General features: G+C 66.4%; 20 protein-coding genes and 2 tRNA genes. 19 read left to right on the forward strand and 3 right to left on the reverse strand.

The window, feature by feature from the left end:
• The first annotated feature begins 134 nt into the window (after positions 1–134).
• From QUS11_00285 to QUS11_00325, 9 genes are read left to right on the forward strand one after another with little or no spacing between them, the layout of a single operon-like run.
• Complete coding sequence (locus QUS11_00285) at positions 135–1235, forward strand: lactate racemase domain-containing protein (GenBank protein ID MDM7991732.1); 1101 nt, start codon at positions 135–137, stop codon at positions 1233–1235.
• A gap of 4 nt (positions 1236–1239) precedes the next feature.
• On the forward strand, positions 1240–2637 hold the full coding sequence (locus tag QUS11_00290) for a HAMP domain-containing sensor histidine kinase (protein MDM7991733.1): 1398 nt from the start codon (positions 1240–1242) through the stop codon (positions 2635–2637).
• Positions 2606–4171: a bifunctional response regulator/alkaline phosphatase family protein gene (locus QUS11_00295; GenBank protein ID MDM7991734.1), complete on the forward strand. Its 1566-nt coding sequence runs from the start codon at positions 2606–2608 to the stop codon at positions 4169–4171. Before QUS11_00290 ends, QUS11_00295 begins: the two co-directional genes overlap by 32 nt.
• Positions 4172–4174: 3 nt before the next feature.
• Positions 4175–4645, forward strand: a complete 471-nt coding sequence (gene tsaE / locus QUS11_00300; GenBank protein MDM7991735.1) for a tRNA (adenosine(37)-N6)-threonylcarbamoyltransferase complex ATPase subunit type 1 TsaE — start codon at positions 4175–4177, stop codon at positions 4643–4645.
• Complete coding sequence (gene tsaB / locus QUS11_00305) at positions 4575–5237, forward strand: tRNA (adenosine(37)-N6)-threonylcarbamoyltransferase complex dimerization subunit type 1 TsaB (protein ID MDM7991736.1); 663 nt, start codon at positions 4575–4577, stop codon at positions 5235–5237. Before tsaE ends, tsaB begins: the two co-directional genes overlap by 71 nt.
• Entirely contained in the window at positions 5227–6465 is a 1239-nt protein-coding gene (locus tag QUS11_00310; GenBank protein MDM7991737.1) for a GNAT family N-acetyltransferase, read from the forward strand. Before tsaB ends, QUS11_00310 begins: the two co-directional genes overlap by 11 nt.
• The gene (locus tag QUS11_00315) at positions 6452–7714 is read left to right on the forward strand and encodes a hypothetical protein (GenBank protein ID MDM7991738.1); all 1263 of its coding nucleotides are present in this window, start codon (positions 6452–6454) and stop codon (positions 7712–7714) included. The genes QUS11_00310 and QUS11_00315 overlap by 14 nt, the downstream gene beginning before the upstream one ends.
• 12 nt (positions 7715–7726) lie before the next feature.
• The gene (locus QUS11_00320; GenBank protein ID MDM7991739.1) at positions 7727–7954 is read left to right on the forward strand and encodes a hypothetical protein; all 228 of its coding nucleotides are present in this window, start codon (positions 7727–7729) and stop codon (positions 7952–7954) included.
• Position 7955: 1 nt separating this feature from the next.
• Positions 7956–8714, forward strand: a complete 759-nt coding sequence (locus QUS11_00325; protein MDM7991740.1) for an SUMF1/EgtB/PvdO family nonheme iron enzyme — start codon at positions 7956–7958, stop codon at positions 8712–8714.
• Between the two features lie 571 nt (positions 8715–9285).
• On the opposite strand, the gene QUS11_00330 is transcribed toward QUS11_00325, so the two are convergent.
• A tRNA-Val gene (locus QUS11_00330) sits at positions 9286–9362 on the reverse strand.
• 65 nt (positions 9363–9427) lie between these two features.
• Between QUS11_00330 and QUS11_00335 the strand changes: the two genes are divergently transcribed.
• From QUS11_00335 to QUS11_00380, 10 genes are all read left to right on the forward strand, one after another.
• Positions 9428–11236, forward strand: coding sequence for a hypothetical protein (locus tag QUS11_00335; protein ID MDM7991741.1), 1809 nt, complete (start codon positions 9428–9430; stop codon positions 11234–11236).
• A gap of 64 nt (positions 11237–11300) precedes the next feature.
• Positions 11301–11376: transfer RNA gene (locus tag QUS11_00340), tRNA-Met, on the forward strand.
• A 453-nt stretch (positions 11377–11829) separates the two neighbouring features.
• Entirely contained in the window at positions 11830–12786 is a 957-nt protein-coding gene (gene tilS / locus QUS11_00345; protein MDM7991742.1) for a tRNA lysidine(34) synthetase TilS, read from the forward strand.
• Complete coding sequence (gene hpt, locus QUS11_00350; GenBank protein ID MDM7991743.1) at positions 12783–13313, forward strand: hypoxanthine phosphoribosyltransferase; 531 nt, start codon at positions 12783–12785, stop codon at positions 13311–13313. The genes tilS and hpt overlap by 4 nt, the downstream gene beginning before the upstream one ends.
• A gap of 4 nt (positions 13314–13317) precedes the next feature.
• Positions 13318–15282 carry an ATP-dependent zinc metalloprotease FtsH gene (gene ftsH, locus QUS11_00355; protein ID MDM7991744.1) on the forward strand — a complete coding sequence of 655 codons (1965 nt, stop codon included), beginning with the start codon at positions 13318–13320 and terminating at the stop codon, positions 15280–15282.
• Positions 15251–15820, forward strand: coding sequence for a GTP cyclohydrolase I FolE (gene folE / locus QUS11_00360; GenBank protein MDM7991745.1), 570 nt, complete (start codon positions 15251–15253; stop codon positions 15818–15820). The genes ftsH and folE overlap by 32 nt, the downstream gene beginning before the upstream one ends.
• Positions 15817–17016 carry a dihydropteroate synthase gene (folP, locus tag QUS11_00365; GenBank protein MDM7991746.1) on the forward strand — a complete coding sequence of 400 codons (1200 nt, stop codon included), beginning with the start codon at positions 15817–15819 and terminating at the stop codon, positions 17014–17016. The genes folE and folP overlap by 4 nt, the downstream gene beginning before the upstream one ends.
• A complete protein-coding gene (locus QUS11_00370) occupies positions 17013–17795 on the forward strand; it encodes a diadenylate cyclase (protein MDM7991747.1) in 783 nt (260 codons plus the stop codon). Before folP ends, QUS11_00370 begins: the two co-directional genes overlap by 4 nt.
• A complete protein-coding gene (locus QUS11_00375; GenBank protein MDM7991748.1) occupies positions 17792–18619 on the forward strand; it encodes a hypothetical protein in 828 nt (275 codons plus the stop codon). The genes QUS11_00370 and QUS11_00375 overlap by 4 nt, the downstream gene beginning before the upstream one ends.
• A 345-nt stretch (positions 18620–18964) precedes the next feature.
• Positions 18965–19963, forward strand: a complete 999-nt coding sequence (locus tag QUS11_00380) for a radical SAM protein (GenBank protein MDM7991749.1) — start codon at positions 18965–18967, stop codon at positions 19961–19963.
• A 221-nt stretch (positions 19964–20184) separates the two neighbouring features.
• On the opposite strand, the gene priA is transcribed toward QUS11_00380, so the two are convergent.
• Together priA and QUS11_00390 are read right to left on the reverse strand one after the other, a co-directional pair.
• Entirely contained in the window at positions 20185–22557 is a 2373-nt protein-coding gene (gene priA / locus QUS11_00385; protein MDM7991750.1) for a primosomal protein N', read from the reverse strand.
• Entirely contained in the window at positions 22550–23824 is a 1275-nt protein-coding gene (locus QUS11_00390) for an amidohydrolase family protein (GenBank protein ID MDM7991751.1), read from the reverse strand. The genes priA and QUS11_00390 overlap by 8 nt, the downstream gene beginning before the upstream one ends.
• Positions 23825–23846 lie beyond the last annotated feature (22 nt).

Genomic DNA, 23846 nt, shown 5'->3' on the forward strand with positions numbered 1-23846 from the left:
TGTTCCCTCCGGAGCGTGAAGCTAGCGGAGGCACGGCGTGCTGTCCATATCCACTAGTCCGCCTTCCCCTCCCTGCTATAATCACGCCTATGCCTGACATGGAGTTGCCTGCACAGCCAGCGTTCCCGGAGGGTATGGCCGGTTCGGCCTGGGAGCCGTTCCGCCATGCCGATCCCGGCCGGCGGGTGACCGTAGTCGTGAACGACGCCACGAGGCCGGCCGTTGCGCACGCGCTCCTGGAGCCCGTGGCGGACCTGCTCGAGGGGCGGGTGAGGATCATCGTCGCCACCGGCACCCACGAGGATGTTCCGGGGACGATGAAGGACCTGCTCCTCGGAGGGGTCTTCCCAGGAGCCGGCTGGACGTGCAACAGCCGCGGCGGAGGGGAGAGGGTGCGCCTGGGGAGGACATCCTCCGGAACCGAGGCGAGAGTGCATCCCTGGCTCGTGGAGGCGGATACGGTGATCCTCGCCGGCTCGGTCGAGCCGCACTACTTCGCGGGCTTCACCGGGGGCCGGAAGGCCGTGCTGCCCGGTTGCGCGGCATTCGAGTCCATCGAGGCGAACCATTCTCTTGCCTGCCTCGAGGGATCGGCCCCCGCCGTCCTGGAGGGCAACCCGGTGCACGCCGACATGGCCGAGGCCGCGGAGATGCTGGAGAGACTCGTGCCCGTTGTCATGGCCGGCGCCGTGGTCCGCGGGAACCGGGGCCTGCACATCGCGGTCGGAAGCCTGGCGGAGGCCTTCGCCTCGTGCGTCGGATCGGCCCGCGATCATCTCTGCGTCGGGATGGCGCACCCGGTCGAAAGGATCGTGCTGAAACCCGGGGGAGGTCTCGAGACTAACCTCTACCAGTCGATGAAGGCGGTCTACAACTTCGAGGCGGCCGTCGCCGAGGGCGGGGCCGTCCTGCTCGACAGCGACTGCCGCGGGGGGCTCGGCGCCGCGCACATGGACGAGGTCCTGAGGGCATCCATGGAGCCGGGCGCCCTCGAGGGTGCCGGGAGGCGGTATTTCCTGGGCTGGCATTCCGTGTCCAGGCTGGCGAGGATCCGGAAGAGGGCCTCGATCGCACTCAGGTCGGGCCTGGAGCCGGAACTCGTTCGCAGCCTGGGTTTCGAACCCGTAAGGGATGCCGTGGAATGGGCCGGAGGATGTGCAGTTGTCATTCCCGACGCCGGGAGCACTGCGCCGGTCCTCCCCGGCCCGGGTGCGCCCGGATCGGATGGAGCATGACGGAATGAGGATTTCCAGCTACCGCCTCGTCATCCTGGTGCTGGCCGGAGTGCTGGCCTACCTGTTCCTCATCTACAGCCACGGCCTGGTGAGCCGGCTCGAGGAGACCAACCGCCTCGCCAACGAGACGATCGCCAGGTTCTGGGCTGGCACGCAGATCCCTCTCTCGCTGATCATGGAGGAGAGGCGGATCTCTGTCTGCTCGAACTGCGGAGAAGCGGTCGGCAGCGCGGTGGAGACGGACGGGTACAGGAGCTTCTGCAAGACCTGCGGCGAGGAGACCTGGCACAACGTCGTCGACAGGTGGACCGAGGAAGAGAGGGAGAGGATCCTCTCCCACACGAGGCTGCTGTTCAGGGATCTCGTGGGCAGGCTCGGGTACGCCACCATCCTCGCCGATCTGAACAGCGTGCCCCAGATAGTGAACGGCGAGCCGCTCCCCGACTCCATTTCGGAAGAAGACCTCGTGGCCTGGAACGAGGTGATGCACAAGCTGAGCGAGTTCAACCCGCCGATACCCGTCGTCACGATGGAGTCGGACACTATCGGGTGGCTCTTCTACGGAGTCGACAACCTCAACAGGGAGCTCATCGTAGTGCCCTTCGTCGAGCTGGGGATGCTGCTCCTCCTCGGGGGACTGCTCCTGCTGGTGATCCGTATCGAGCTGCGCAGGGAGAAGGAGATGTCCTGGGTGGGCTTCGCCAAGGAGACGGCGCATCAGCTCAGCACGCCCATCTCCTCCCTGATGGGCTGGGTGGAGATCCTGAGGCAGAGGAACGGGATCGAGGGGCCGGAGGATCCCGAGATCCTGGAGGCGGCGGTCTCGATGGAGGCCGACATCGCCAGGCTGAACCAGATCGTGCAGCGATACGGGGAGATGGGCAAGAAGCCCCGGCTGGCACCCGCCGACATCAACTCCGAGATCGTCTCGGCCATGGACTATTTCAGGAACCGTCCGGGCCTCGTGTTCTCGGGAGTTTCGTTCGAGACATCGCTGGAGGCGACCCGCAGCGTGATGCTCAACCGTGTCCTGTTCGGATGGGTGCTGGAGAACCTGGTCAAGAACTCCCTGAGCGCCCTCTCCGATACTCCGTCGGGCGTGGTGTCGATCAGCACCGCCGACAGGCCCGAGAAGGGCGGCATGGTCGAGGTGCAGGTGACCGACAACGGCCGCGGGATATCCCACGGGGACCATGGCAGGATCTTCCAGCCGGGCTTCACCACGCGGCGGGGCGGATGGGGGCTGGGGCTCACCCTCTCCCGCAGGATCATCGAGGAGTACCATTCCGGGAGCCTCAGGCTGGTAGCGAGCAGTCCCGGCAAGGGGAGCACGTTCTCGATCATGCTCCCGGCGGTGGAGGAGGCGGGCGATGCAGGGGCGGACGACGATACTGTGGGTTGACGACGAGATAGACCACCTCCAGAGCCACGTCAGATTCCTCGAGAAGCTCGGGTACAGGGTCCTGACCGCCATGAACGCCCTGTCGGCGATCGACATGCTCCGGACCGAGAGGATCGACCTCGTCCTCATGGATCAGATGATGGTGGGGATGGACGGCCTCGAGGCCGTCGCGAGGATCAGGGCCGACTACCACGGCCTCCCCATCGTCATGGTGACCCAGAGCGAGGAGGAGGAGCTGATGGACAAGGCCCTGGGCGGGGAGGCGGACGACTATCTCACCAAGCCCGTGAACCCCAGCCAGATACAGCTCGTCATCAAGCGGCTCCTCAAGTCCACCGAACTCAGGACCCGGCAGGCGGCCGAGATCGTGTGGGGCGAGACTTCGAGGATACTCGAGATGCGGGGTTCGGACATGGCCTGGGATGACTGGGCCGCAGTCTACCGGGTATGGGCCGTGAGGGACGTCAGCCTCGGAGGGCAGCTCAGCGAGGAGCTGAAGAGCATCCAGAGAGTCAGGTTCGAGGATCTCGCCATGGATTTCTCGCGATTCGTCGAGCGCAACTTCCCGGACTGGATCCAGGGCAGGAACACGCCCCTCATGCCCCACAACCTGCTCGAGCGGGTGGTCGTGCCCTGCATGAAGAACTCCCGGGAGACCGTCCTCATCGTCATGGACTGCATGCGCTACGACCAGTGGCTGACCATGACCCCGTCCCTGGAGCAGTTCTTCCACATGGACACGAGCTTCATGTGCACATGCCTGCCCTCGGCCACCCCGTACAGCAGGAACTCGCTCTTCGCGGGGCTCCTGCCGAGGGACATATGGCGCTTCTACAGGTCCGACTGGATAGAGGAGTACGGCGTGCCCGGCCTGAACAGGTCCGAGCACACCTTCCTCCGCGACGCCCTGAGGCGCCTGGGGGGCTTCGAGAGGCCGGAAGGCGTCGGCTATATGAAGATATCGAACCAGAGGGAGGGGGAGTCGCTCAAGCGCTCGCTCTCCCAGCATCTCGAGGGCGGATTCCTGGCCATCATCATCAACTACCTCGACCACCTGACCCACGGCAGGTCCGAGCTGGACGTACTGAGGGACCTGGCGCCGGATGTGGCCAGCTTCCGCAAGCTCGCGTCGACATGGTACGAATCCTCGTACCTGAAGGACCTCCTGAGAACGCTGGCCGCCCGCGGGGCCACCGTGATCGTCACGAGCGACCACGGGTCGGTGCTGTGCAGGAGACAGACACCGATCAGGGGCGCCAGGGGGATGTCGAGCAGCATCAGATACCGGCTGGGCCACGCCCTCAACGCCGACCCCAAGGCATCCGTGACGGTGCGCGAGCCCGCACGGTGGGGGCTGCCCGACGACAGCCCCAGCAAGACATACGTCTTCGCCAGGGCCGACTATCTCCTGGTGCATCCCGGGATGGCGCGCGAAGAGGTGTACAAGTTCGAGGACACTTTCCAGCATGGCGGAATCTCCATCGAGGAGATGGTCGTGCCCTGTACCGTCCTCACGCCCAAGAAGGGCTTCTAGCCGGTGCTCCTCGACCTCGCGGGCCTCGAGGACCTGGCGCGGGGAACCGCAGGGATGATACGTCCCGGCGATGCCGTGCTCCTGGTGGGCGATCTGGGGGCGGGGAAGTCGGTCTTCGCGAGGGCGCTGCTCAGGGAGCTGGGCGTGGAGGGCGACATCCCATCGCCCAGCTTCATCGTGGACGCGGAGTACTCCTCCCGCGGCCTCTCGATCCACCACGTGGATCTCTACAGGCTCGGCGGAAGCGCCGGGGAGCTGGAGGCATTCGGCATACTGGACCTCCTGGCTTCGGATTCCGTCGCCGTCGTGGAATGGGCCGACAGGCTGCCCGAAGGGGCCGCCTGCTCGGGTTTCAGGGTGGTCCTGGGTTTCACCGGTGATCCGCTCGTGAGGGAGGTCGGGTTTGAGCGGTTCGGTCTGGCTGGGAATAGACACGACCCAGAGGCCGGGTTCCGTGGCACTCCTGGAGGATGACGGGAGACCCGTCCAGATCGATCTCCGGGATGATCTGTCCACGTCGGAATCCCTGCTTCCTGCGATTCGTGATCTCCTGGAGAAGGCCGGCATCGAAGGGAGCGGGCTCTCGGGCATAGGCGCCTGCCTCGGACCGGGATCCTACACCGGCCTGCGCATATGCGCCGCGACGGCCTCCGGGCTTTCATCCGGCTGGGGGGTGCCCGCGAAGGGCGTGCCCGTGCTGCGCGCCATCGCGTACTCCTCCGGGTCGGACGCCCCGGTCCTGGCCGTCGTGAGGGCGAGGGAGGGCGAAGTGTTCGCCGCCGCCTTCGAATCCGGCGATCCCTTCTCGCGGGAGCTGCTGCCTCCTGGGGTCTATACCTGCGAGGCCGCCGCGGCCTGGCTCGATGCCCGCCCGGGCTCGGCCTGCGAGGGCCCCGGAGCCACGATGATCCGTCCCGGGATCGGTCCCTCTCACTGCCTCGCACCCGGCGCGTCGGTCACGGCCCGGCTCGCCGCGGCGTACTGCGCCGCCTCGGGCCCGGACAGGTCCCTGAGGCCTCTCTATCTGAGGAGCTTCAGACAGAAGGCGGCGACCGGTGTATCCTGAGACTAGGCGCGGACGCCCCGGCGATGCCGCAGCGATAGCGAGGATAGAACGCGCGTCCTTCCCGGACCCCTGGCCGCCCGACGTGTTCGAGGAGTGCCTCGAGCCCTGGTCGGGCATCTCGACCTGGATCGCGGCAGACGCCGGCAGGATCATCGGATACGTCTGCGCCGCGATCCCCTCTCCGGGAGTCCTCCACGTCGCGAACCTCTGCGTCACCCGGTCCGCGAGGCGGATGGGCGTCGGCAGGCTCCTGCTCGAGACCGCCGAGGACTGGGGGGCGGCCTCGGGCTGCAGGGCCTGCTTCCTCGAAGTCAGGTGCACCAACAGGGCGGCCGTCGGCCTCTACATCAGGAAGGGCTACACGCCATGCGGGCATCTGCCCGGGTATTACGGCCCCCGGAGGCACGGGCTGCGCCTCGTGAGGGGCCTCGAGGCCGGGAATCCCGGGAAGGCGGCGCTGGCCGGAGCCCTGGCCGGCCGGCTGGGAGCCGCCCCGCCGGTGGGGATCGTGCTGGGTTCCGGCCTCTCGTGGGTGGCCGACCTCTTCGGGGAAGGGGAGTCGATCTCCTGGGAGGACCTGCCCGGCATGTCGGGCGACGCTCTGCCCGGGCACCCGGGCCGGATCGTGACCAGCTCCTGCGGCAGGTTCGTGTTCCTCCTCGGCAGGAGGCATCACTATCAGGGCTTTTCCGGAAACGGGATCACGATGCTGCCTGAATCGCTGGCGGACCTGGGGGTCTCGACCTGGATCCTCACGAGCTCGGCCGGAGCGGTATCGCGGAGCCTTGCCGTGGGTGACGCCGTGGTTTTCCGCGACCATGTGAACCTCTCGGGATGCGTGCCTGATGTGCGTTCGCGCATACCATCCCCGCTTTACTCGATGCCGCTGAGGAGGATCGCAGCCGAAGCGGCGGGGCGCACCGGGGCGCGCGTTTCCGAAGGGCTCTTCGCCTGCGTCTCGGGCCCAGCATACGAGACAGTCGCCGAACTCGACCTGCTGCGGCGGATGGGGGTCGACGCCGTATCCATGTCCACGGCGCCCGAGGCGCTGGCGCTTGCCGCCCGCGGATGCGATGTTCTCGGCCTCGCTTTCGTGACGAACACCTGCGGGCCGGGCGAGGAGGTCACCCACCAGGCCGTCCTGGACGCGCAGGGGATCATACGATCGAGCCTCGGGCCATTCCTCGGGGCTCTTCTCGGGGGGGCCGCCGCACATGCGCTACGCTGAAGCTCTCGAATACCTTTTCAGCCGCCGCAGGCTGGGGATGAAGTACGGGCTTCCCCGCATGAAGGCCCTGATGCGCGATCTGGGATCGCCTCAGGACGCATTCCGCACCATCCACGTCGTCGGGACCAACGGGAAGGGCAGCACCACCGCCCTCCTGGCGGAGACGGCCAGGCTGCTCGGATTCCGCACCGGGCGCAACACATCTCCCCACCTCCTGGATTTCCGCGAGAGGATCGCGGTGGATGCGGCATGGATCCCGCCCGATTCCGTGACCGAGTTCATCCGCGACAAGCGGGGTCTCATCGAGAGGCACGAAGCCACCTTCTTCGAGATAACCACGGCGATGGCGGCCTGGCACTTCGCACGGACAGGCGTGGAGTGGGCCATCGTGGAGGCCGGACTCGGAGGGCGGCTCGACGCCACGAGGACTTTCGGCGGGCGATGCACCGTCTTCACCGGCGTGGACATAGAGCATCGGAGGATACTCGGTCCGACGAAGTCCGCCATCGCAGGCGAGAAGCTCGCCATCGCCCCCAGGGGCACCGTGCTGGTCTGCCACAGGCAGCACGGGCCGGTCGAGCGGATGGTGCGTGACGCCGTGACCGCCCGCGGCCTGGACAGGATAGTGCCGTCACCGACCGCTCTGGCGCCTCTTCCCGGTGAGCATCAGCTCTGGAACGCGGCTCTGGCCCTCGCGGCGGCGGAGTCGGCGTTCGGCAGGCCCTCCGGTGAGGTGGCGGAAGCCTTCGCCCGGGCTTGCCGGAGCCTGAGATGGCCCGGAAGGCTCGACCTTCGCAGAGGGAAGCCGGACGTGCTCTTCGACGTCTCGCACAATCCCCAGTCCGTGGCCAGGCTCTGCGAGTACCTGTCCGCACTGGGCCGCCGGTCCGCCGGGGTGGTGGGCTTCCTGGCCGACAAGCCGTGGAGGCGGATGGCATCGATGCTGAGCGGGTACGTCGACCCTGTCGTCGCGACAACCCCTCTTTCGGACAGGCTGCTCCCGGCCGGCCGGCTCGATACGGAGTTCAGTCGGCTGGGCTTCGACTCGAGGCCGGTGGATCCGGTGGAGGCCGCGGTGGCCGCGGGACGGGGGCTCGCTCCCGATCTCCTCGTCGTGGCCGGATCCTTTTATGTTGTGGGAGACGCGATGCTTTCAGCCTGGCGGAACGGCTGGACCGAGGGGCCGTCGGGCGAGGAGAGCCAGATCCTCGACACCCCTCCGGACGCTGTCGCCGCGGGACTGCACTAGGAAGGAACTGACATGGCCGCTATCGAGACTGCAGAGACGAAGAAGCCCAGGACAGGCGCCGCTCCGGCCGACATCGAGCGGAATCCGTTCAGGATGCGCAACTACATCCTCTTCGCGGCGGGGCTCGCGATCATCGTGGGCGGGTGGTTCCTCCTCCGGGCCGGCAACATAACGCTTGCGCCCATCATGCTGGTGCTGGGATACTGCGCCGTTCTCCCGCTCGCGATCGTCCTGAAGTAGGATGAAGCCCCCGGCTCCGCTCTGCGCGGCTGCGGCCGCCCTCGCGCTGCTGGCTGTCCTGCAGTCGGCAGGCTGCGGCGGCGGCACGGCCGCCGGACCGGCCGGTTCCGATCCGGTCGAGTCCGACACCGTCTTCATACAGCTCGAGGGTGGCGAGTTCGTCACGTCCGAGGGCGACATAGTGCTGATCCAGCCCTTCGAGCTCATGGAGACCGAGGTGTCGAACCGGCTCTACGTCTGGCTCGCGGACGAAGCGGGCCTCGATCTGCCGCCCGATCCCGGGTTCCCCGCGATGGAGTACTACCTGACCGCCATGCCCGACTATCCCGTAGTCAACGTCTCCGCTCTCGAGGCGGAGCAGGCGTGCGCCGTGCTCGGAGGCAGGCTCCCGACTCTGGCGGAGATGGAGTACGCCGCGTCCATCGGCCTTTCCGGGCCGTCGGCGGGGCTCTTCCCCTGGGGGACGCTGGATCCGGAGGATGCGGAGTTCCCCGCCAACTACCTCGCATCCGACGACTGGGACCTGAGGAACCAGGACGGCTACCTCTTCACTGCGCCGGTGGGTTCGTTCCCGCGGAACCCTGCGGGCCTGGCGGATCTCGCCGGCAACGTGGCGGAGCTCACCAGGCCGTCCGACAGCATCTGCACGGTGTTCGGCGGCTCGTGGCTCTCTCCGTCGGACGACTTGAGAATCGGCACCTGGTCGACCATCTACGAGGGCGACAGAGCCCGCCACATCGGCTTCCGCATCGCCCGCTGACACCGGCCGGTTCCCGGCCGATTCCTGGTTTCAGATGCTTCAGATGCAGTCGTAACCGCATGGTGTGAAACCAGATGACATCAGAACTGATTTCGCGGTACGCATGATAATGGTACACATCTGCGATATAGTGTTGATTTCTATCGTCAAGGCCGTTCATTCCCAGCGCGAAATCGACGGGTAGCGTAACAGCTGTTTCCGTAGATAACGGCGAGTGCGCATGCCATCATCATCGAGGCTGGAGAGAGTGTCGACAGCCCTTCGGGAATCGTCTGAGAGGTGCGCTCCGGGCCCTCTCGCGGTTCGCCAAGCCTCATTGACCGGATCGATGGCGAACCGCTGCCGGGCCAGCTTGTTTCCGCGAACGTCTGCGGAAGTGCACTCCGGCCTTCTCGCTGCCCGCCAGACGTGTTTCATCGGGATAATGGCGGGCATCTGCCGGGCCAGCTTGTTTCCGCGAACGTCTGAGGAAGTGCACTCCGGCCTTCTCGCTGCCCGCCAGACGTGTTTCATCGGAATAATGGCGGGCATCTGTCAGGCCAGCTTGTTTCCGCGAACGCGGAAACAAGCGTGGTGGGCGAAGAGGGATTCGAACCCCCGACTTCCTGCGTGTAAGGCAGGCGCTCTAACCAGCTGAGCTATTCGCCCACCGCGGCCCGAAGGTATAATCGTCATCTGTGGCGTGAGGCAACAGCAAGCCCCGGAGGCTCGGGATGTCCGGTCAGGGTTCGATGTGCGGGATGGATCAGCTGCTGGACGGTGTGTGTCCCGGGAACGTCATCTCGTCCGACAGGCGGGCACGGCTGTATGCCCGGCTGCTGGAGGAGAGCAGGAGAGCGGGGAACATGCCCCGCGTCGTCGTCGAAACCGACGAGGACGACCTTTCGATACTCGCCGTCACCGCCACGGACTGGCCCGGCCTTGCCGCGATATGTCTGAGTGCGATGCAGTTCCACGGCTGGAACCTCGATTTCGCTGAAGCCTTCGCGGTCAGTGACGGCGAAATGCGCAGGGGCTTCCTGATCACCGGGATACGTGACACCAACCCCGAACGGCGGCGCGAATTCGGGGCGGATTCCCTCAAGATGCAGAGCCTCCTCGAGAATCTGGCCGAGGGCCGATCGGACACGATGTCGCTCATGGCCAGAGCCTCCGAGAGGCTCGAGATCTATGAGCGGATCAAGACGCAGGTGAAGGTGCACTACAAGGACAGACCCGTGCCGGAGGCGCTGATGGGTCCGGTCGGAGAGCTGATCCTCTTCGTCTCCTCGCGCTCCGACGAGTATCTGAGGGAGCGCCGGCCGGAGGACCTCGCCCACATGGTCGTCACTAACCACGACCTGATCGAGGGGGTGAGGGCCAGGCGCGGCAGGGCCCTGTTCAAGATCCGCAACATAAGGACGACGAGGGAGCATCTCACAGGGATCAACATCGCGGGATACGAGAGGGACATCTCCTTCCAGGACAGCCTCACCGCGTTGAGCTTCGCCTGGCCCGGAGCGACGATAAGGCATCAGAGGCGGTACACGACCGGAGACGGCATCATCTCCATCCGGGTCGAGATGTCCGGCCCCTCGGGCCTCGCAGCCAGCCGCGAGGAGATCCGGAGGATGACCGACACGCTCAGGCGCCTCCTCGTGAAGAACGAGCTGGAGAGGCTCAAGAAGATCAGGCGCTATGGCGGGCGGGAGCACTACGCGAGGGCTCTGATCCCGCTGCTGCTGAAGGAATGCGATACCACCGGGATGAGCCAGGCCTACATCGCGCTCGATTCCTCCTCCACCTTCTTCGCCGAACTGAAGATCCTCCTCGTCACCGCAGCGGATGGGATGGAGGATCACGACAGGAAGGTGCTCGCCCTGGTGGGCGCCATCGACAGGCTTGCCGGGATGGCCGTGGTGTCGTTCAAGTCTCCGTCGAACTACGGGCAGAAGTGGGTTGATCTGCTCGACGTCACCGTCCAGAAGGATGCCTATCACGATCTCGAGGATGCCTACGAGGCTATCAAGCGCTGCATGGAGGAGACGATAGGGCAGTTCCGCGACTTCGACATGGGCATGCGGCTGAACGATGTGAAGCAGCTCAGGGAGATCCGCGACATCCTCCCCGACATCCCCGACAGCGCGGTGACCGACTTCTACTACTGCCTGGAGGACTTCCTCAGGGCGAGTTCACCGGTGGAGGAGCTGGGCCTCCACATCAGACTCGCATTCGAGACGCTCAGCGATGCCCTGAGAACCGGTGGTGACTGCGTACCGCCCACATCGGCGGTCGTGGTCACTGAAGGCAAGAAGGTCGCCACACTCTTCTGCTGCATCCTGCCCGAGCATGCCCACACCTTCCAGGATCTGCTCGACACGGTCAAGGAGTACAAGGTGACGGCCAGCCTGATCGACTGGTCGGGGCTGCACTCGGTTCTTCTCAGGGTCCACGACAGGAGCGGGGCGCTCTCCGATGCCGACTCGGCAAGAGTGCTCGGTATCCTGACCGGAGTCTGCAGGCGGATTCCCTCGAGCGACTGATCCCCGTCCGGCAGCGCGTTCTTCTTGACAGCGGGCGGAGCGTTTAGCTAGCTTCACGCCCCGTGGCGGCGTAGCTCAGTTGGTAGAGCAGAGGAATCATAATCCTCGGGTCAGGGGTTCAAGTCCCTTCGCCGCTACCAGGTCTTCAGGGGGGGCTTCGTGTCCCCCCATTCATTTCGGCGTCAGCGGAGATGAAGAGCCGGCATTCTTGTTCCCTGCATCTACAGGAACAAGCTGGCCCGGCAGCGATTCGCCAGCGTGACAGCATCGGGCAAGACGAACCGGGAAAGGGCCCGGGCGTACTTCCATGTTACTTTCTCGGCGGGAAGCGAGAAGACCTTACCGTACTTCCTCAGACACTGCATGCAGATCTATCGACATTCTGTCCAGCTGTAATGATGTTGGCCCCCTTCGAATTTGCACTGCGGTAATGACGATCCGATGACAGATATCAACACTGATACGCAGATATATGCTGCCATTATACGTATCTCTTGGTCCATCGCGAGGTTATCAGGTTTCACGCCATGCGGTTAGGACTGCATCTGAAACATCTGAAACCAGGAACCGGCCGGGGACCTATATTCGCAGGCATGAAGTCGTCCCTGGAACTCAGATTCATCTCGACCGTCAAGCGGGAGGGGCTGCTCCCCCGAGGGCACTCCGTGATCGCCGCCGTTTCAGGAGGCGCCGATTCGGTCTGCCTCCTCGACATGCTGCTGAGGTTCCGACGCCACATGGCCTGGAAGCTATCGGTGCTCCACGTCGACCATTCCTACAGGAAAGCCAGCGTGTCGGACGCATCCTTCGTCGAAGATCTCGCGAAGGCGGCGGGGCTGCCCTTCATCCTTCGGAAGCTCCCGGCCAGGAGCAGGAGCTCCTCTCCGGAGGCGGACTTCAGCGCGGCGCGACAGGCCATCTACGAGGAGGCTGCCGGCGAAGGGCTGGTCGCAGTCGGCCACACCGCATCCGACCGTGCTGAAACCCTCCTGATGAGGCTCGTCGAGGGTGCAGGGCTCAGGGGCCTCGGCGGGATGGACTACTTCGGTGTCGGCCCCGTCAGACGGCCGCTTCTCGACATGACCGCGCGAGAGACGAGAGCATATCTGAGTGAAAGGGGCGGGGTCTGGATCGAGGACGAGACCAATTCGGACCCGGGATTCCTCCGGAACAGGATGAGGCGTGAGATTCTCGAACCCCTCGAGGATTCGCTGCCCGGGGTCTCCAGGAGGATCGCATCCTCTTCCGCCAACCTCGGTTCCTGGCGCCGGGTCGCCGAAGGCCTGACGACGGCGGCAGTCGGCAGGCTGGGCGGAGAGGGGAACGAGCTCGACAGACGCACATTCACGAGATATGAGAAGGCGCTCAGGCAGTCGGTCCTCTGGGAGCTGTGCGGCAGGCCGAGGTCGGGTTCCGCCGAGATCGACAAGACCGATGCCTGGCTGCTCGCGGGCGGATGTGGAGAGAGGCTCCTCCCCGGGGGCGCCGTACTGACCGCCGGGCCTGAGACACTGCTCTTTTCACGGAAGGGAGGCGGGCGCTGGAGATGAACGAGGAATGCCACGAGATACTGATCCACCGGGAGGAAATAGCCCGCCGGACCGGGATAATCGCTCGCGGGATCACCGATCTGTACCGCGGAGAGACCCCCGTCCTGATGCCCCTCCTGAAGGGGGCCTTCGTCTTCGCCGCCGATCTGGCGAGGAGGATCGAACTCGACCTTGAAGTGGAGTTCCTGGGCGCCTCCAGCTACGGCGGGGCGACCGAGACCTCGGGGGAGATCAGGCTTACCCTTGATACCTCCACCCCCCTCTCGGGCCGCCATGTGCTTATCGTGGAGGATATTGTGGACACGGGCCTCACCCTGGCGTATATTCAAAAGCTCGTCCGCTCTCGCGGCGTCGCGTCCCTTCGCACGGCCGTCCTGCTGGACAAGCGCTGCCGGAGGAGGGTGGAGGTCGACCTCGACTGGGTCGGCTTCGTCATCCCGGACAGATTCGTCTTCGGATACGGACTGGACGGCCCGGGAGGCCTGTACAGGAACCTGCCGGACATCACGGCCCTTCCAGCGGAGTGAATAGATGACCGACAACAAGCAGCCCGAGAAGCCAGGCCTTCCGCCGGTCCAGTTCGGCTGTTCCTTCCGCACCCTGACCCTGTGGATCCTGATAGTCCTCCTGGTCTACACGGTGTTCTCGATCTTCTCGGGCGCCTCCGGCGCCATAGATCTGCCCTACACGAGCTTCCTCGACCTCGTATCCACCGGGCACGTCGAGAAGGTGGTCATCGAGACCGGGGGATCCCTGTCGGGCGACTTCTACGAGCCCGTCACGGTCGAGGGCGTGGAGTACGAGCGATTCACGAGCTTCGTCCCGCTCGAGGACCGCGCGGTGATAGACTCGCTGCAGGCGCACGGAGTCCGCATCGAGGCAAGGCCTCCGAGCATGGACTTCCTCCAGATAATGCTCAGCATCGCCCCCATCCTGCTCCTCATCGGGTTCTGGGTGTACTTCATGCGCAACGCGGGAGGCGGCGGTAAGGCCTTCTCCTTCGGCCGCAGCCGGGCCCGCCTCTTCAGCGCCGACAGGCCCAAGACCACCTTCACCGACGTCGCCGGGGTGGACGAGGCCAAGGAGGAGCTGAAGGAAGTCATAGAGTTCCTCAAGTCCCCCAAGAAGTTCCAGCGCCTGGGCGGCAAGGTGCCCAGGGGCGTTCTGCTCGTGGGCCCTCCGGGCACCGGCAAGACGCTGCTTGCCAAGGCCGTGGCCGGCGAGGCCGACGTCCCGTTCTTCTCCATGAGCGGTTCCGACTTCGTCGAGATGTTCGTGGGAGTGGGCGCCAGCCGCGTGAGGGACCTGTTCGCGCAGGGCAAGGCCAAGGCCCCGTGCATCATCTTCATCGACGAGATCGACGCGGTGGGCAGGCACAGGGGCGCGGGGCTCGGCGGGGGGCACGACGAGCGCGAGCAGACCCTGAATGCCCTCCTCGTGGAGATGGACGGATTCGAATCCAACGAGGGCGTCATAGTCATGGCCGCGACCAACAGGCCGGACGTGCTCGATCCGGCCCTGCTCCGGCCCGGCAGGTTCGACAGGAACGTGATGGTCTCGATGCCCGACGTGAAGGGGCGGGAGGCAATCCTAAAGGTGCACACCCGCAAGATGCCCCTCGAACAGGGCGTCACCCTGGAGAAGATCGCAAGGGCCACACCCGGTTTCAGCGGCGCCGACCTCGAGAGCCTGGCGAACGAGGCCGCGCTCAGGGCGGCTCGCAGGAACGCGAAGAAGATCGAGCAGGAGGACTTCGAGTACGCGATCGACAGGATCGTGATGGGCATAGAGCGCCGCAGCATGGTGATAAGCCCCGAGGAGAAGAAGCTGACGGCCATCCACGAGACCGGCCATGCGCTGGTCAGCCGGTTCACTCCCAACATGGACCCCGTGCACAAGGTTACGATCGTGCCCCGCGGACGCGCCCTGGGCGTGACGAGCTTCCTGCCTCTCGACGACAGGCACAACTATTCGCTCGAATACTGCAGGGGCGTCCTGGCGAGGCTCCTGGGAGGCCGGGCCGCGGAGACGATCTTCCTCGACACCCTGAGTACCGGGGCCGGGAACGATCTCGAGAAGGCCACCGCCCTCGCCAGGCGCATGATCTGCGAGTGGGGCATGAGCGAGGTGCTCGGCCCGGTGACGCTCGGCGAGACGGGCGAGCCGATCTTCCTCGGCAGGGACATGGGCAGGATGCGCAACTACAGCGAGCACACAGCCCAGGTGATAGACGAGGAGATCAAGCACCTGGTGGACGAGGCCTATGTCGCCGCGGAACGCATCCTGAGCGCGCACAGGGAGCTCGCGCTGAAGATGACCGACGTGCTCCTCGAGCAGGAGACCATGACCAGCGAGGAGATCGACGCTCTCGTCGACGGCGGGGAGCCGGGCGCAGCCGGTCAGCCGGAACCGCAGCCGGAACAGGGAGTGGAACCGCAGGCTCCTTCGCGGGAGGACGATCCGGATGGATCTGGAGAAGATCGAGCAGGGAGTTAGGCTCATCCTCGAGGGGATAGGCGAGGACCTCCAGCGCGAGGGCCTTGTGGACACCCCCTGCAGGACCGCGAAATCGTTCGCCGAGCTCTGCAGGGGCATGGATCCCGCCAGCGCCAGGTCGATCAGGACCTTCCACGCCGAGGGCCATAACGAGCTCGTCATCGTGAAGGACATCAGCTTCTCGTCGATGTGCGAGCACCACCTGCTGCCCTACGTGGGCAGATGCGACGTGATCTACCTGCCAGCCGACGACAGGATCGCGGGCCTGAGCGCGATCGTGGAGACCGTCGAGACGATGGCCGCCAGGCTCACCACCCAGGAGAGGCTCACCACCGAGATCGCCGACAGGCTGATGCAGGAGATCCAGGCCAGGGGCGTGATGGTCGTGATGGAGGCCGAGCACATGTGCCTCGCGATCAGGGGCGTGCGCAAGCGCGACTCGCGGATCGTCACGTCCGCCATGAGGGGCTACCTCCGCAGGCTGACCACCCGCAGCGAAGCCCTGGCGCTGATCGGCCGATCGACGAGCGTGAGATGATCAGGCGCCTCCGCCTCGCCTCCCCCTCGGACTGGAGGTTCGAGCTGGAGCAGGTAGAGGCGGACCCCGGCTGCTGGGACAGGGTCGATGCCCGGGCCGGCGTCGAGGTCTTCAAGACGGGCCCGCTCCGGACTCCCGCCGCAAACATCCTCAAGCAGTGCATGCTCGCCGCCGGGGCTGACGCCATCGTAGCCCGCGGCTGCATCGACGCCTCCGTCGACAGCAGCCTGGCCCTGGTGCTGGGCACGCCCAGGCAGCTCAGGCAGGCCGCTTCCTCGCTGGAGGGCCAGCCCTTCGGCCTTCCGGAACTCGGACGCTCAATCCTGGTACTCCTCGGGCCGGATCGCCGCCGGGCCTGTCTGGCTCTCCGCTCGGGAACACTCACGTTCACGAACGGCCCTGCCGTCATGGGCATCCTCAACATCACCCCCGACTCCTTCTCGGACGGCGGGCTCTACCTCGCCCCGCAGGCGGCCGCGGACAGGGCGGTCGAGATGCATGCGCAGGGCGCCTCGATCGTCGACGTCGGGGCCGAATCCACGCGCCCCGGCTCCCTGCGGGTCCCTTCGGCCATCCAGAGGGAGAGGATCGTCCCCGTCGTCAGGGAGATAAGGCGGCGCGATCCCGGCCTGCCGCTCTCTGTGGACACCTCCGACCCGGACACCGCCAGGGCCGCGATCGGCGAGGGCGTGGACATGATAAACGACGTCACCGCACTCTCCGAGCCGGGCATGGCCGAACTCGCCGCCTCGACCGGAACCCCCGTGATCCTTATGCACATGAAGGGCCGCCCGCGCGACATGCAGGCCTCCCCGTCCTACGACGACGTGATCGGCGAGATAGTCTCCTTCCTCGAGGAGCGGATCGCCTCCGCCTGCGCCGCCGGGGTCCCGCGCTCGCTGATCCTCGTCGATCCGGGCATCGGGTTCGGCAAGAGGCTCTCGGACAACCTCGCGATCGTGAGGAGGCTCGGGGAGTTCAGATGCCTCGGCGTCCCCGTGGTGCTCGGGCACTCGCGCAAGAGCTTCCTCGGAACCGTCACAGGAGAGGGCGGGGCCTCGGACAGGGATCCGGCGACCGCCGCGCTCTCCGCCCTCGCCGCCCGTGACGCCGACATGCTCAGGGTGCATGATGTCGCCGCCACGGTCCAGGCCGTGAAAGTGGCCATGGCAGTCCACGGAGGTCCGACGGAGTGATCATCGAGCCCCTGGGCCACCCGATCCTGAGCGGATTCTGGCTCGCCCAGCTCGCCGACATCACGATAGTCGCCATCGTCGCCAGGGCGGTCATCAGGTCGATCTGGCGAACGCCCGCCATGTCCATCGTGCTCGTATTCCTCGGGGTCCTGGTGAGCGGCATCGTCCTGAGGGATCTCCAGTTCTTCACCGTGGGCTACCTCCTCGAGAGCCTGAGCGGAGTTCTCTTCATCACCTCGGTAGTGATCTTCCACGAGGACATCAGGAACATCCTTCTCGAACAGGGGCGGAAGCTGTCCGCCAGGCTGCGCAGCCGCCCGGCCCTGACCGGGCGCGAAACCGTTGAGGCCATCGTCAGCTCGTGCGTCGTCCTCCGGCGCAGGAAGCTCGGCGCCATCATCGTCATCGAGAGGAACGACCTGCTCGACAACTACTACCGCGAGGGCCTCGAGCTGGACAACCTGCGGGTCGTCCCCGAGGTGGTGGCCTCGATGCTCCAGCCGCCCGGTCCACTGCACGACGGCGCGCTCGTGATCAGGAACGACAGGCTGGTGAGGGCGTCCACGTTCCTCCCGCTGGCCGAGTACACGCGCTTCAAGCTCAAGCTCGGCGCGCGGCACAGGGCCGCCCTCGGGCTGGCCGAGCGCTCGGATGCCGTTGTAGTGATCGTCAGCGAGGAGTCGGGCGACTTCAGGATCGCCCACGACGGGCTCCTCGACGGGCCCCACAGCGAAGAGGTACTTCGCGAGGAACTCCTCTCGCTGACCGGAAACGCATGACCCCCCCGGACCGCATCGACGCTCTGACCGCGGCCGTGTCCGCCGAGGCCCGCGCGGCCGTCGCCGAAGCCGCAGCCCTCGCAGAGCCGGCGTTCTCCGCCATCCTGGCGAGGTCGCTCGATGCCGCCTCCGTCGGCCTCGACCTGTGCCTAGTCTCCTGCGCGTCGGCAAGATGGGCCGGGGGAGAACAGGAGGAGGGCATCCCCGGAGCAGCGTCAGCCCACATCCTCGACGCCGCGGTTGCCAGCCACCTGACACTGCCGGGATTCATGCTCGACCTGCCCGTGGAGTCCGTGTGGTCCGAATGCGGCGAGGCCTCGGCGATCCTGGCCGGGGACGCGCTCGTCCCGGCCGCGATGGGCTACCTCTCCTCGAAGGGCGGTCTGAACGCCAGCAGGCTCGTAGGGGCCGCGGCGTCGCTGCTGTGCGGGAGCATCCTGCCGGGCTTCTCCTCGGAGCTCTCCCTGCGCGACAGGCAGAAGACCGACCTGCAGGAGCGCGAGAACGCCTGGCGCAGGCACTCGGGAGGGCTTGCGAGGTTCGCGGCCGAGGCGGGTGCGGTTCTCGCGGGCGCCGACGCGCGGACCGCGGACAGTGCGGCCCGCGTCGGGCTTGAACTGGGCCGCGCGGTCGATCTCGCCAGGATGCCGGGATGCCCCTCGCGCCATGGCTCGCCTGTCGCAGAGAGGGTAGCCGACGCCCGCGCAGCGCTCTCGGCCCTTGCGGACTCGCTGGCCGGCGACTCCCGCGCCGACCTCCTCATCGAACTCATCGGCCGCATCGGCTCCTCGTTCGAGGGCGCCGACCTCTTCGCTCAGAACTAGCCGGCCTCCGGCCGGTTCCTGGTTTCATATCCTTCATATGCGATGGTATCTCATTACGCTGCAATCATAAAGCTGCTGATTGTATTTCGGCGATGAATGATTGCTGCACACAATTATCCACGAACGCAATGATACTGTGAAATCCCTGTTCCGGATCTCCAGGCTGGGTGTTTATAACGGGCAGCACTCTGCCTGGACGACAAGACCATGAATCCACATACTCAAGACATTCTCATTGAATACATGCGAACTCAAGCGATGAATGGCTCTCCGCACGAACGATCCCGTGCTGAAGCGCCCGAAAACAGAAGAAGGCTATGTATGATATTCGTCCGCATCCATGCCATGCCCTGCGTCAATCGATGCTGGCACTGCTTCTGCTGCGGAAGCCCGGATGGTCCGTCCATGGAGGGCTCGACCGTACTCCGCATACTCGACGACCTCGCCGCCTTGAAGCGGGAGAGCGGAGAGGTGGTCCTCCCCATGTTCTACGATGAACCCACGATCCACCCGGAATTCGTCCGGATCATGGGCCGCCAGCTCGACCTCGGCCTGATCCAGGATGAAGGGTGGTTCCCGACCAACGGATACGGCCTCGCCAGGCTCCAGGACGAGGGCTGGAGGGAGCTTGCGGAGAAGGGTTTCGAGGGCATACGGCTCACCTTCCACGGTCTGGGGGAACGGCACGACCGGCGCGTGGGAAGAAGGGGCGCCTACGGTGACCTCGTGGAAACCGTCCGGCGTGCCGAGCGCTTCGGGGTGGAGTGGTTCGCGTGCATGGTCCTCGGCTCGGATAATGCCGCAGAGTACGAGGAGACGAAGGCGGAGGTCGAAAGGCTGGGATCGCCCAGTGTGAAGTTCGGTTGGATGCTGCCGCAGTCGCAGGGCAGGGCGGCTGGAAAAGGGAACAGGGTGAAACTGGAGCACATCGAACATCTCCTTCGTGCGAACAGCGGATTCAGGACCGAGTCGGATCACATACGGGCCATCCTCTCCGACGAAACCCTCGGCGGGAGGAAGGCATTCGACCCGGACTGCGGTATGACTGCGCTGGATATCGGCCACGATCTGACGGTCTCCTTCGGAGGCGGCTGCGACGGGGATCCGTACGAAGGGTTGAAGTCCCTCGTGAAACTCGGAAACCTCGAGAGCGACAGCATCCTGGAATGCTATCGACGGTATCTCGAGAATCCGCCCGCTCCCGTCAGGGCACTGTCCGGGGTGACCTGGGGAGAGCTGGCCGGGCGTTATGGAGACCCCGGGTGCGACTTCGTCTACCACGTCACGGATCTCGCGGGGAGGATATGGGCTTCGCGGTATCTGCGGGACGCCTTCCCGGAATAACCCGGCAGCCGGGGTCTGGCTACTCTCGAAACGCCGCATTCATGAGTGTTTCCGCACGATCTGCCCTCATTTCCATTAATTCGGCCCGACGAAGATGCACGTCTGGACAGTGCCTGCGAAAGACACTTTTCTTCACAGGATAACCTGTAAAATGACTATGGCTGTAACAGGCAGGGCAGCATGGCCTTGCGAGGGCGGTTTTGGGAGTAGTCTGACCCCGGTTACAGCAGGTCGGTGGGGTCGACGTCGACGTCGAACATGACGCCCTTCGAGCCGGCGGCTTCGAAGGACGCCAGGGCATCCTGCACGAGCCTGCGCAGAGCGGCGCGGCTGTCCGAGCGCGCCAGGGCGCTGTAGCGCCATTTCCCGCGAAGCCTGGGGAGGATGGCCGGGGCCGGCGGGAAGACCCTCGCGCCGGGCGGGGGCTCCAGCGCGTCCATGCAGGACTTCGCCGCAGCCGCGACCCTCGCCTCGACGGGGCCCGACCAGACGAACCTGACGATCCGGCCGTAGGGCGGGTACCCGAGGAGTTTCCTGGCGGGGAGCTCCGATTCGAGGAAGGCCCCGTAGTCCTGCGCAATCGCCGCGGCGAGGGTTTCGGGCCTGAGAGTCTCCACCAGCACGATGCCCGGGATGGAACCCCTCCCGGCGCGGCCAGCGGCCTGCATCACGAGCTGGAAGGCCCTCTCCGAAGCGCGGAAGTCCGGGATCGCAAGGGCCATGTCGGCCGAGAGGATCCCTACGAGCGTGACGCCCGGGAAGTCGTGCCCCTTGGCGACCATCTGCGTGCCGAGGAGGACGTCGGCTCCGCCTTCGGCGAACCGCCCCAGGATCTCCCATGTGGCGCCGGCCGAAGAGGACGTGTCCCTGTCGAGCCTGAGGATGCGGATCCCCGGAAGGGCGCCCGCGAGGAACGCCTCGACCCTCTGGACCCCCGGGCCCTCTGTGACGAACCGCGTGCAGCCGCAGGACGGGCAGTCCCGCGGCGCCATCGTCCACCAGCCGCAGTGGTGGCACCTCAGTATCCCGCCCCGCGCGTGGTATGTAGGGGCGACGGCGCACTCCGGGCAGTCCTCCCGGCGGCCGCACCCCGCGCAGATCCGGGTGGGCGCGAAGCCCCTCCGGTTGAGCAGCAGTATCGACTGCTCGCCCCGATGCCAGGCGTCGGAGACAGCCGTCAGCATCTCCGGGGGCACGACGCTTCCGTAATCCCCGGGCCTGACGGGCTTCACCGAGGGCATCGGCCTGCCCCCAGCCCTCCCTGGGAGGGTCAGGATCTCGTACTTGCCGGAGTCCGCGTTGCCCCTGCTCTCGAGGGACGGCGTGGCCGAGCCCAGCACCACGGGCACTCCCTCCAGGAAGCCGCGCACCACGGCCAGGTCCCGCGCGTTGTACCGGGGCTGCTCCTGCTGCTTGTAGCTCGAATCGTGCTCCTCGTCCACGATGATGATCCCGGTGCGTGCGAGCGGGGCGAAGACGGCGCTCCTGGGCCCTATCGCGATGCACTTCTCACCCGCTGCAAGGGCACTCCAGGCCCGGAGCCTCTCGCCAGTGGAGAGCGCGCTGTGCATCACGGCGACCATGCCGGGGAATCGTCGCTCGAACCGCGCCGTGAGCTGGGGCGTGAGGGATATCTCCGGCACGAGGACGACGGCCTGGAGCCCGCGGGCGACGACCCCGGCGATGGCCCTCAGATAGACCTCGGTCTTGCCGCTCCCGGTGACGCCGTGCAGCAGGAAGACGCCTCCCTTTGCGCCCGAGATGCGCGAGACGGCCTCCAACTGACCGGGTTCGAGTTCCGCGACCTCCGCGCCGGCGAGCGAGACACCGGTACCCGCAGCCTCCGCAGGAGAGACCGCAGCGGCCCCCGCCTTCACCACGGCGTCGAGGGAAGCCCGCGAGGCGCCGGCCTCCCTGAGGAGGGAAGAAACAGTGATCCTCTCGTCGCTCCGGGAGAGGATCTCGAGGATCGAAGCCTGCGCCGGTGCTTTCCTGCGCAATCTTTCTGCCATGCCCGCCAGCTCGGCCGGCGGCAGGCATGGAGCGACCGCCATCCCCGCGGATGTCCTGCGGGCCGGCGCGGGGGATAGCCGGCACTCGACCGCGCCCGACGAGGCCAGGGAAGACAGGTGCGACATCAGGACCGACCGGGAGGAGAAGCCATGGGCGAGGCCGTCCACCGGGACGAACGCCGAACCGTCCAGCCCTTCCAGAACAGGATCACCAGCCGCCGCCCGCCCCGCCGTGCGGCGGACCTCCCGCCGGAGCCCCGCCCCGGCTCCGGGAGGCGAAGCCGAAGCCATCATCATCCCCGGCGGCGCCGAATAGTAGTCCGCCGCCCATCTCGCCAGTTCGAGAACGGGGCGTGGTAGCGCGGAAACGCAGTCGAGGCGGGATTCCACCGTCTTCACGCCGTCCGCGGGAAGGGATGTGGAACGCCCCCAGATCCAGCCCGTCAGCTTCTCGCGGCCGAAGGGCACCTCCACGCGGCATCCCTCGAGAACGCCCCCGGCCATCCCCGAAGGCAGCAGGTATGTGAACGTCCTCCAGACCGGCCTCGGGACGGCGACCTCGACGGCTGTCGCATCAGGCATCCGCGCCGGCCCTTTCGAGCGTCTCCCGCCTCGCGGCCGCGATGTCCATCGGGAGCGGGGGAAGGGTCGGGAAGGCCCCGTCCTCGTAGAGGACCCTGCCGTGCACCATCACGAGGCGCACCCGCGAGGGCCAGTCGAGCTCGAGGACGTATCTGACCGGGTCCTCGGCCGCCTCCAGTTCCTCCGACTCCTCCTCGGAAGGTTCGAGGAGGACGATGTCGGCCTGCATCCCCGCGTCGATCCTTCCGTGGCCGGTGTCGAGGATGCGCCCGGCGCCCTCCGTGGCGGCCTTCAGCCAGAGCCTGCCCGCGACGGAGGCCGGAGAGCGCGTGAAAGAGGCAAGGGACATGGCGAGCCTGAGGTCGGAGGAAAGGTCCAGGCGGTTGTTGCACGCCGCCCCGTCGCTGGCGGGGAAGACCCCGACGCCTGCTGCGAGCAGAGCCGGCACGTCGGCGATGCCGCTGCCCAGCCTCAGGTTGGTCCACGGGCAGTGGACGACCGACGTGCCAGACGAAGCCAGCAGATCAGCCTCCCCCGGAGCGAGATGTACGCAGTGGGCCAGGAGGGTGCGTGCGCCCGGGAAGCCCCTTGCAGCCAGATATCTGACGTTCCCGCCCGCCCCTGCGATCCCGGGGTCGGCGACCTCGGCCGGGCTCTCGGCGCAGTGCGTCGTCCTCACGAAGTAACCACGCACCCCCCGCACGAACTCCCAGAGCGCGTCGGAGCAGGACAGCGCGAACCTGGGCGCGAGGGCGTGCCGCACGAGCCCGCCGCACGCGGCTCGAACCCGCCCGGTCTCCTCCACGAGCCAGGGCAGGTCCCTCGCGAGGCCTTCCGGCCCCTTGTCCATCAGCGCGTTGGCCGCATGGGCCCTGATGCCCGAGCGCCTCAGGATGTCCACCGTGACGGAGGAATGCTCGACGCTGCCCATGTCGAGAAGGCACGTGCAGCCGGAAGAAAGCAGTTCCCTGAGCGAGAGGATCACCGAGGTGGCGAGGGTGTCGGGAGTGTGCGCGGCCTCGAGGGGCCAGATCCTCTCCCCGAGCCATTCCAGCAGCGTCCTGCCCTCGGCCGTTCCGCGGAACAGGGTCTGGCAGAGGTGGACGTGAGGCTGGACGAGCCCGGGGATGGCTATGCAGCGTGCGTGTGCGCCCACGGGCGCCGCCCTGCGGACCGAGGCTATCGCCCCGTTCTCCACCACTATCGAGAAACCTCCGGAAACGAGCCCGGAGCTCCAGTCCATGACGTATCCCGGCCCGAGTTCCATGTCGCCTCCCGGTCGGCAGGTC

Source organism: Candidatus Fermentibacter sp., assembly GCA_030373045.1.
Taxonomy (GTDB): domain Bacteria; phylum Fermentibacterota; class Fermentibacteria; order Fermentibacterales; family Fermentibacteraceae; genus Fermentibacter.

What these genes read in the sequence shown, in the direction of transcription:
- QUS11_00285 (MDM7991732.1), top strand. Translation starts at nt 135, where the DNA reads ATGGCCGGTTCGGCCTGGGAGCCGTTCCGCCATGCCGATCCCGGCCGG.
- QUS11_00290 (MDM7991733.1), top strand. Translation starts at nt 1,240, where the DNA reads ATGAGGATTTCCAGCTACCGCCTCGTCATCCTGGTGCTGGCCGGAGTG.
- QUS11_00295 (MDM7991734.1), top strand. Translation starts at nt 2,606, where the DNA reads ATGCAGGGGCGGACGACGATACTGTGGGTTGACGACGAGATAGACCAC.
- QUS11_00315 (MDM7991738.1), top strand. Translation starts at nt 6,452, where the DNA reads ATGCGCTACGCTGAAGCTCTCGAATACCTTTTCAGCCGCCGCAGGCTG.
- QUS11_00320 (MDM7991739.1), top strand. Translation starts at nt 7,727, where the DNA reads ATGGCCGCTATCGAGACTGCAGAGACGAAGAAGCCCAGGACAGGCGCC.
- QUS11_00325 (MDM7991740.1), top strand. Translation starts at nt 7,956, where the DNA reads ATGAAGCCCCCGGCTCCGCTCTGCGCGGCTGCGGCCGCCCTCGCGCTG.
- QUS11_00335 (MDM7991741.1), top strand. Translation starts at nt 9,428, where the DNA reads ATGTCCGGTCAGGGTTCGATGTGCGGGATGGATCAGCTGCTGGACGGT.
- tilS (MDM7991742.1), top strand. Translation starts at nt 11,830, where the DNA reads ATGAAGTCGTCCCTGGAACTCAGATTCATCTCGACCGTCAAGCGGGAG.
- hpt (MDM7991743.1), top strand. Translation starts at nt 12,783, where the DNA reads ATGAACGAGGAATGCCACGAGATACTGATCCACCGGGAGGAAATAGCC.
- ftsH (MDM7991744.1), top strand. Translation starts at nt 13,318, where the DNA reads ATGACCGACAACAAGCAGCCCGAGAAGCCAGGCCTTCCGCCGGTCCAG.
- folE (MDM7991745.1), top strand. Translation starts at nt 15,251, where the DNA reads ATGGATCTGGAGAAGATCGAGCAGGGAGTTAGGCTCATCCTCGAGGGG.
- folP (MDM7991746.1), top strand. Translation starts at nt 15,817, where the DNA reads ATGATCAGGCGCCTCCGCCTCGCCTCCCCCTCGGACTGGAGGTTCGAG.
- QUS11_00375 (MDM7991748.1), top strand. Translation starts at nt 17,792, where the DNA reads ATGACCCCCCCGGACCGCATCGACGCTCTGACCGCGGCCGTGTCCGCC.
- QUS11_00380 (MDM7991749.1), top strand. Translation starts at nt 18,965, where the DNA reads ATGCCCTGCGTCAATCGATGCTGGCACTGCTTCTGCTGCGGAAGCCCG.
- priA (MDM7991750.1), bottom strand. Translation starts at nt 22,557, where the DNA reads ATGCCTGATGCGACAGCCGTCGAGGTCGCCGTCCCGAGGCCGGTCTGG.
- QUS11_00390 (MDM7991751.1), bottom strand. Translation starts at nt 23,824, where the DNA reads ATGGAACTCGGGCCGGGATACGTCATGGACTGGAGCTCCGGGCTCGTT.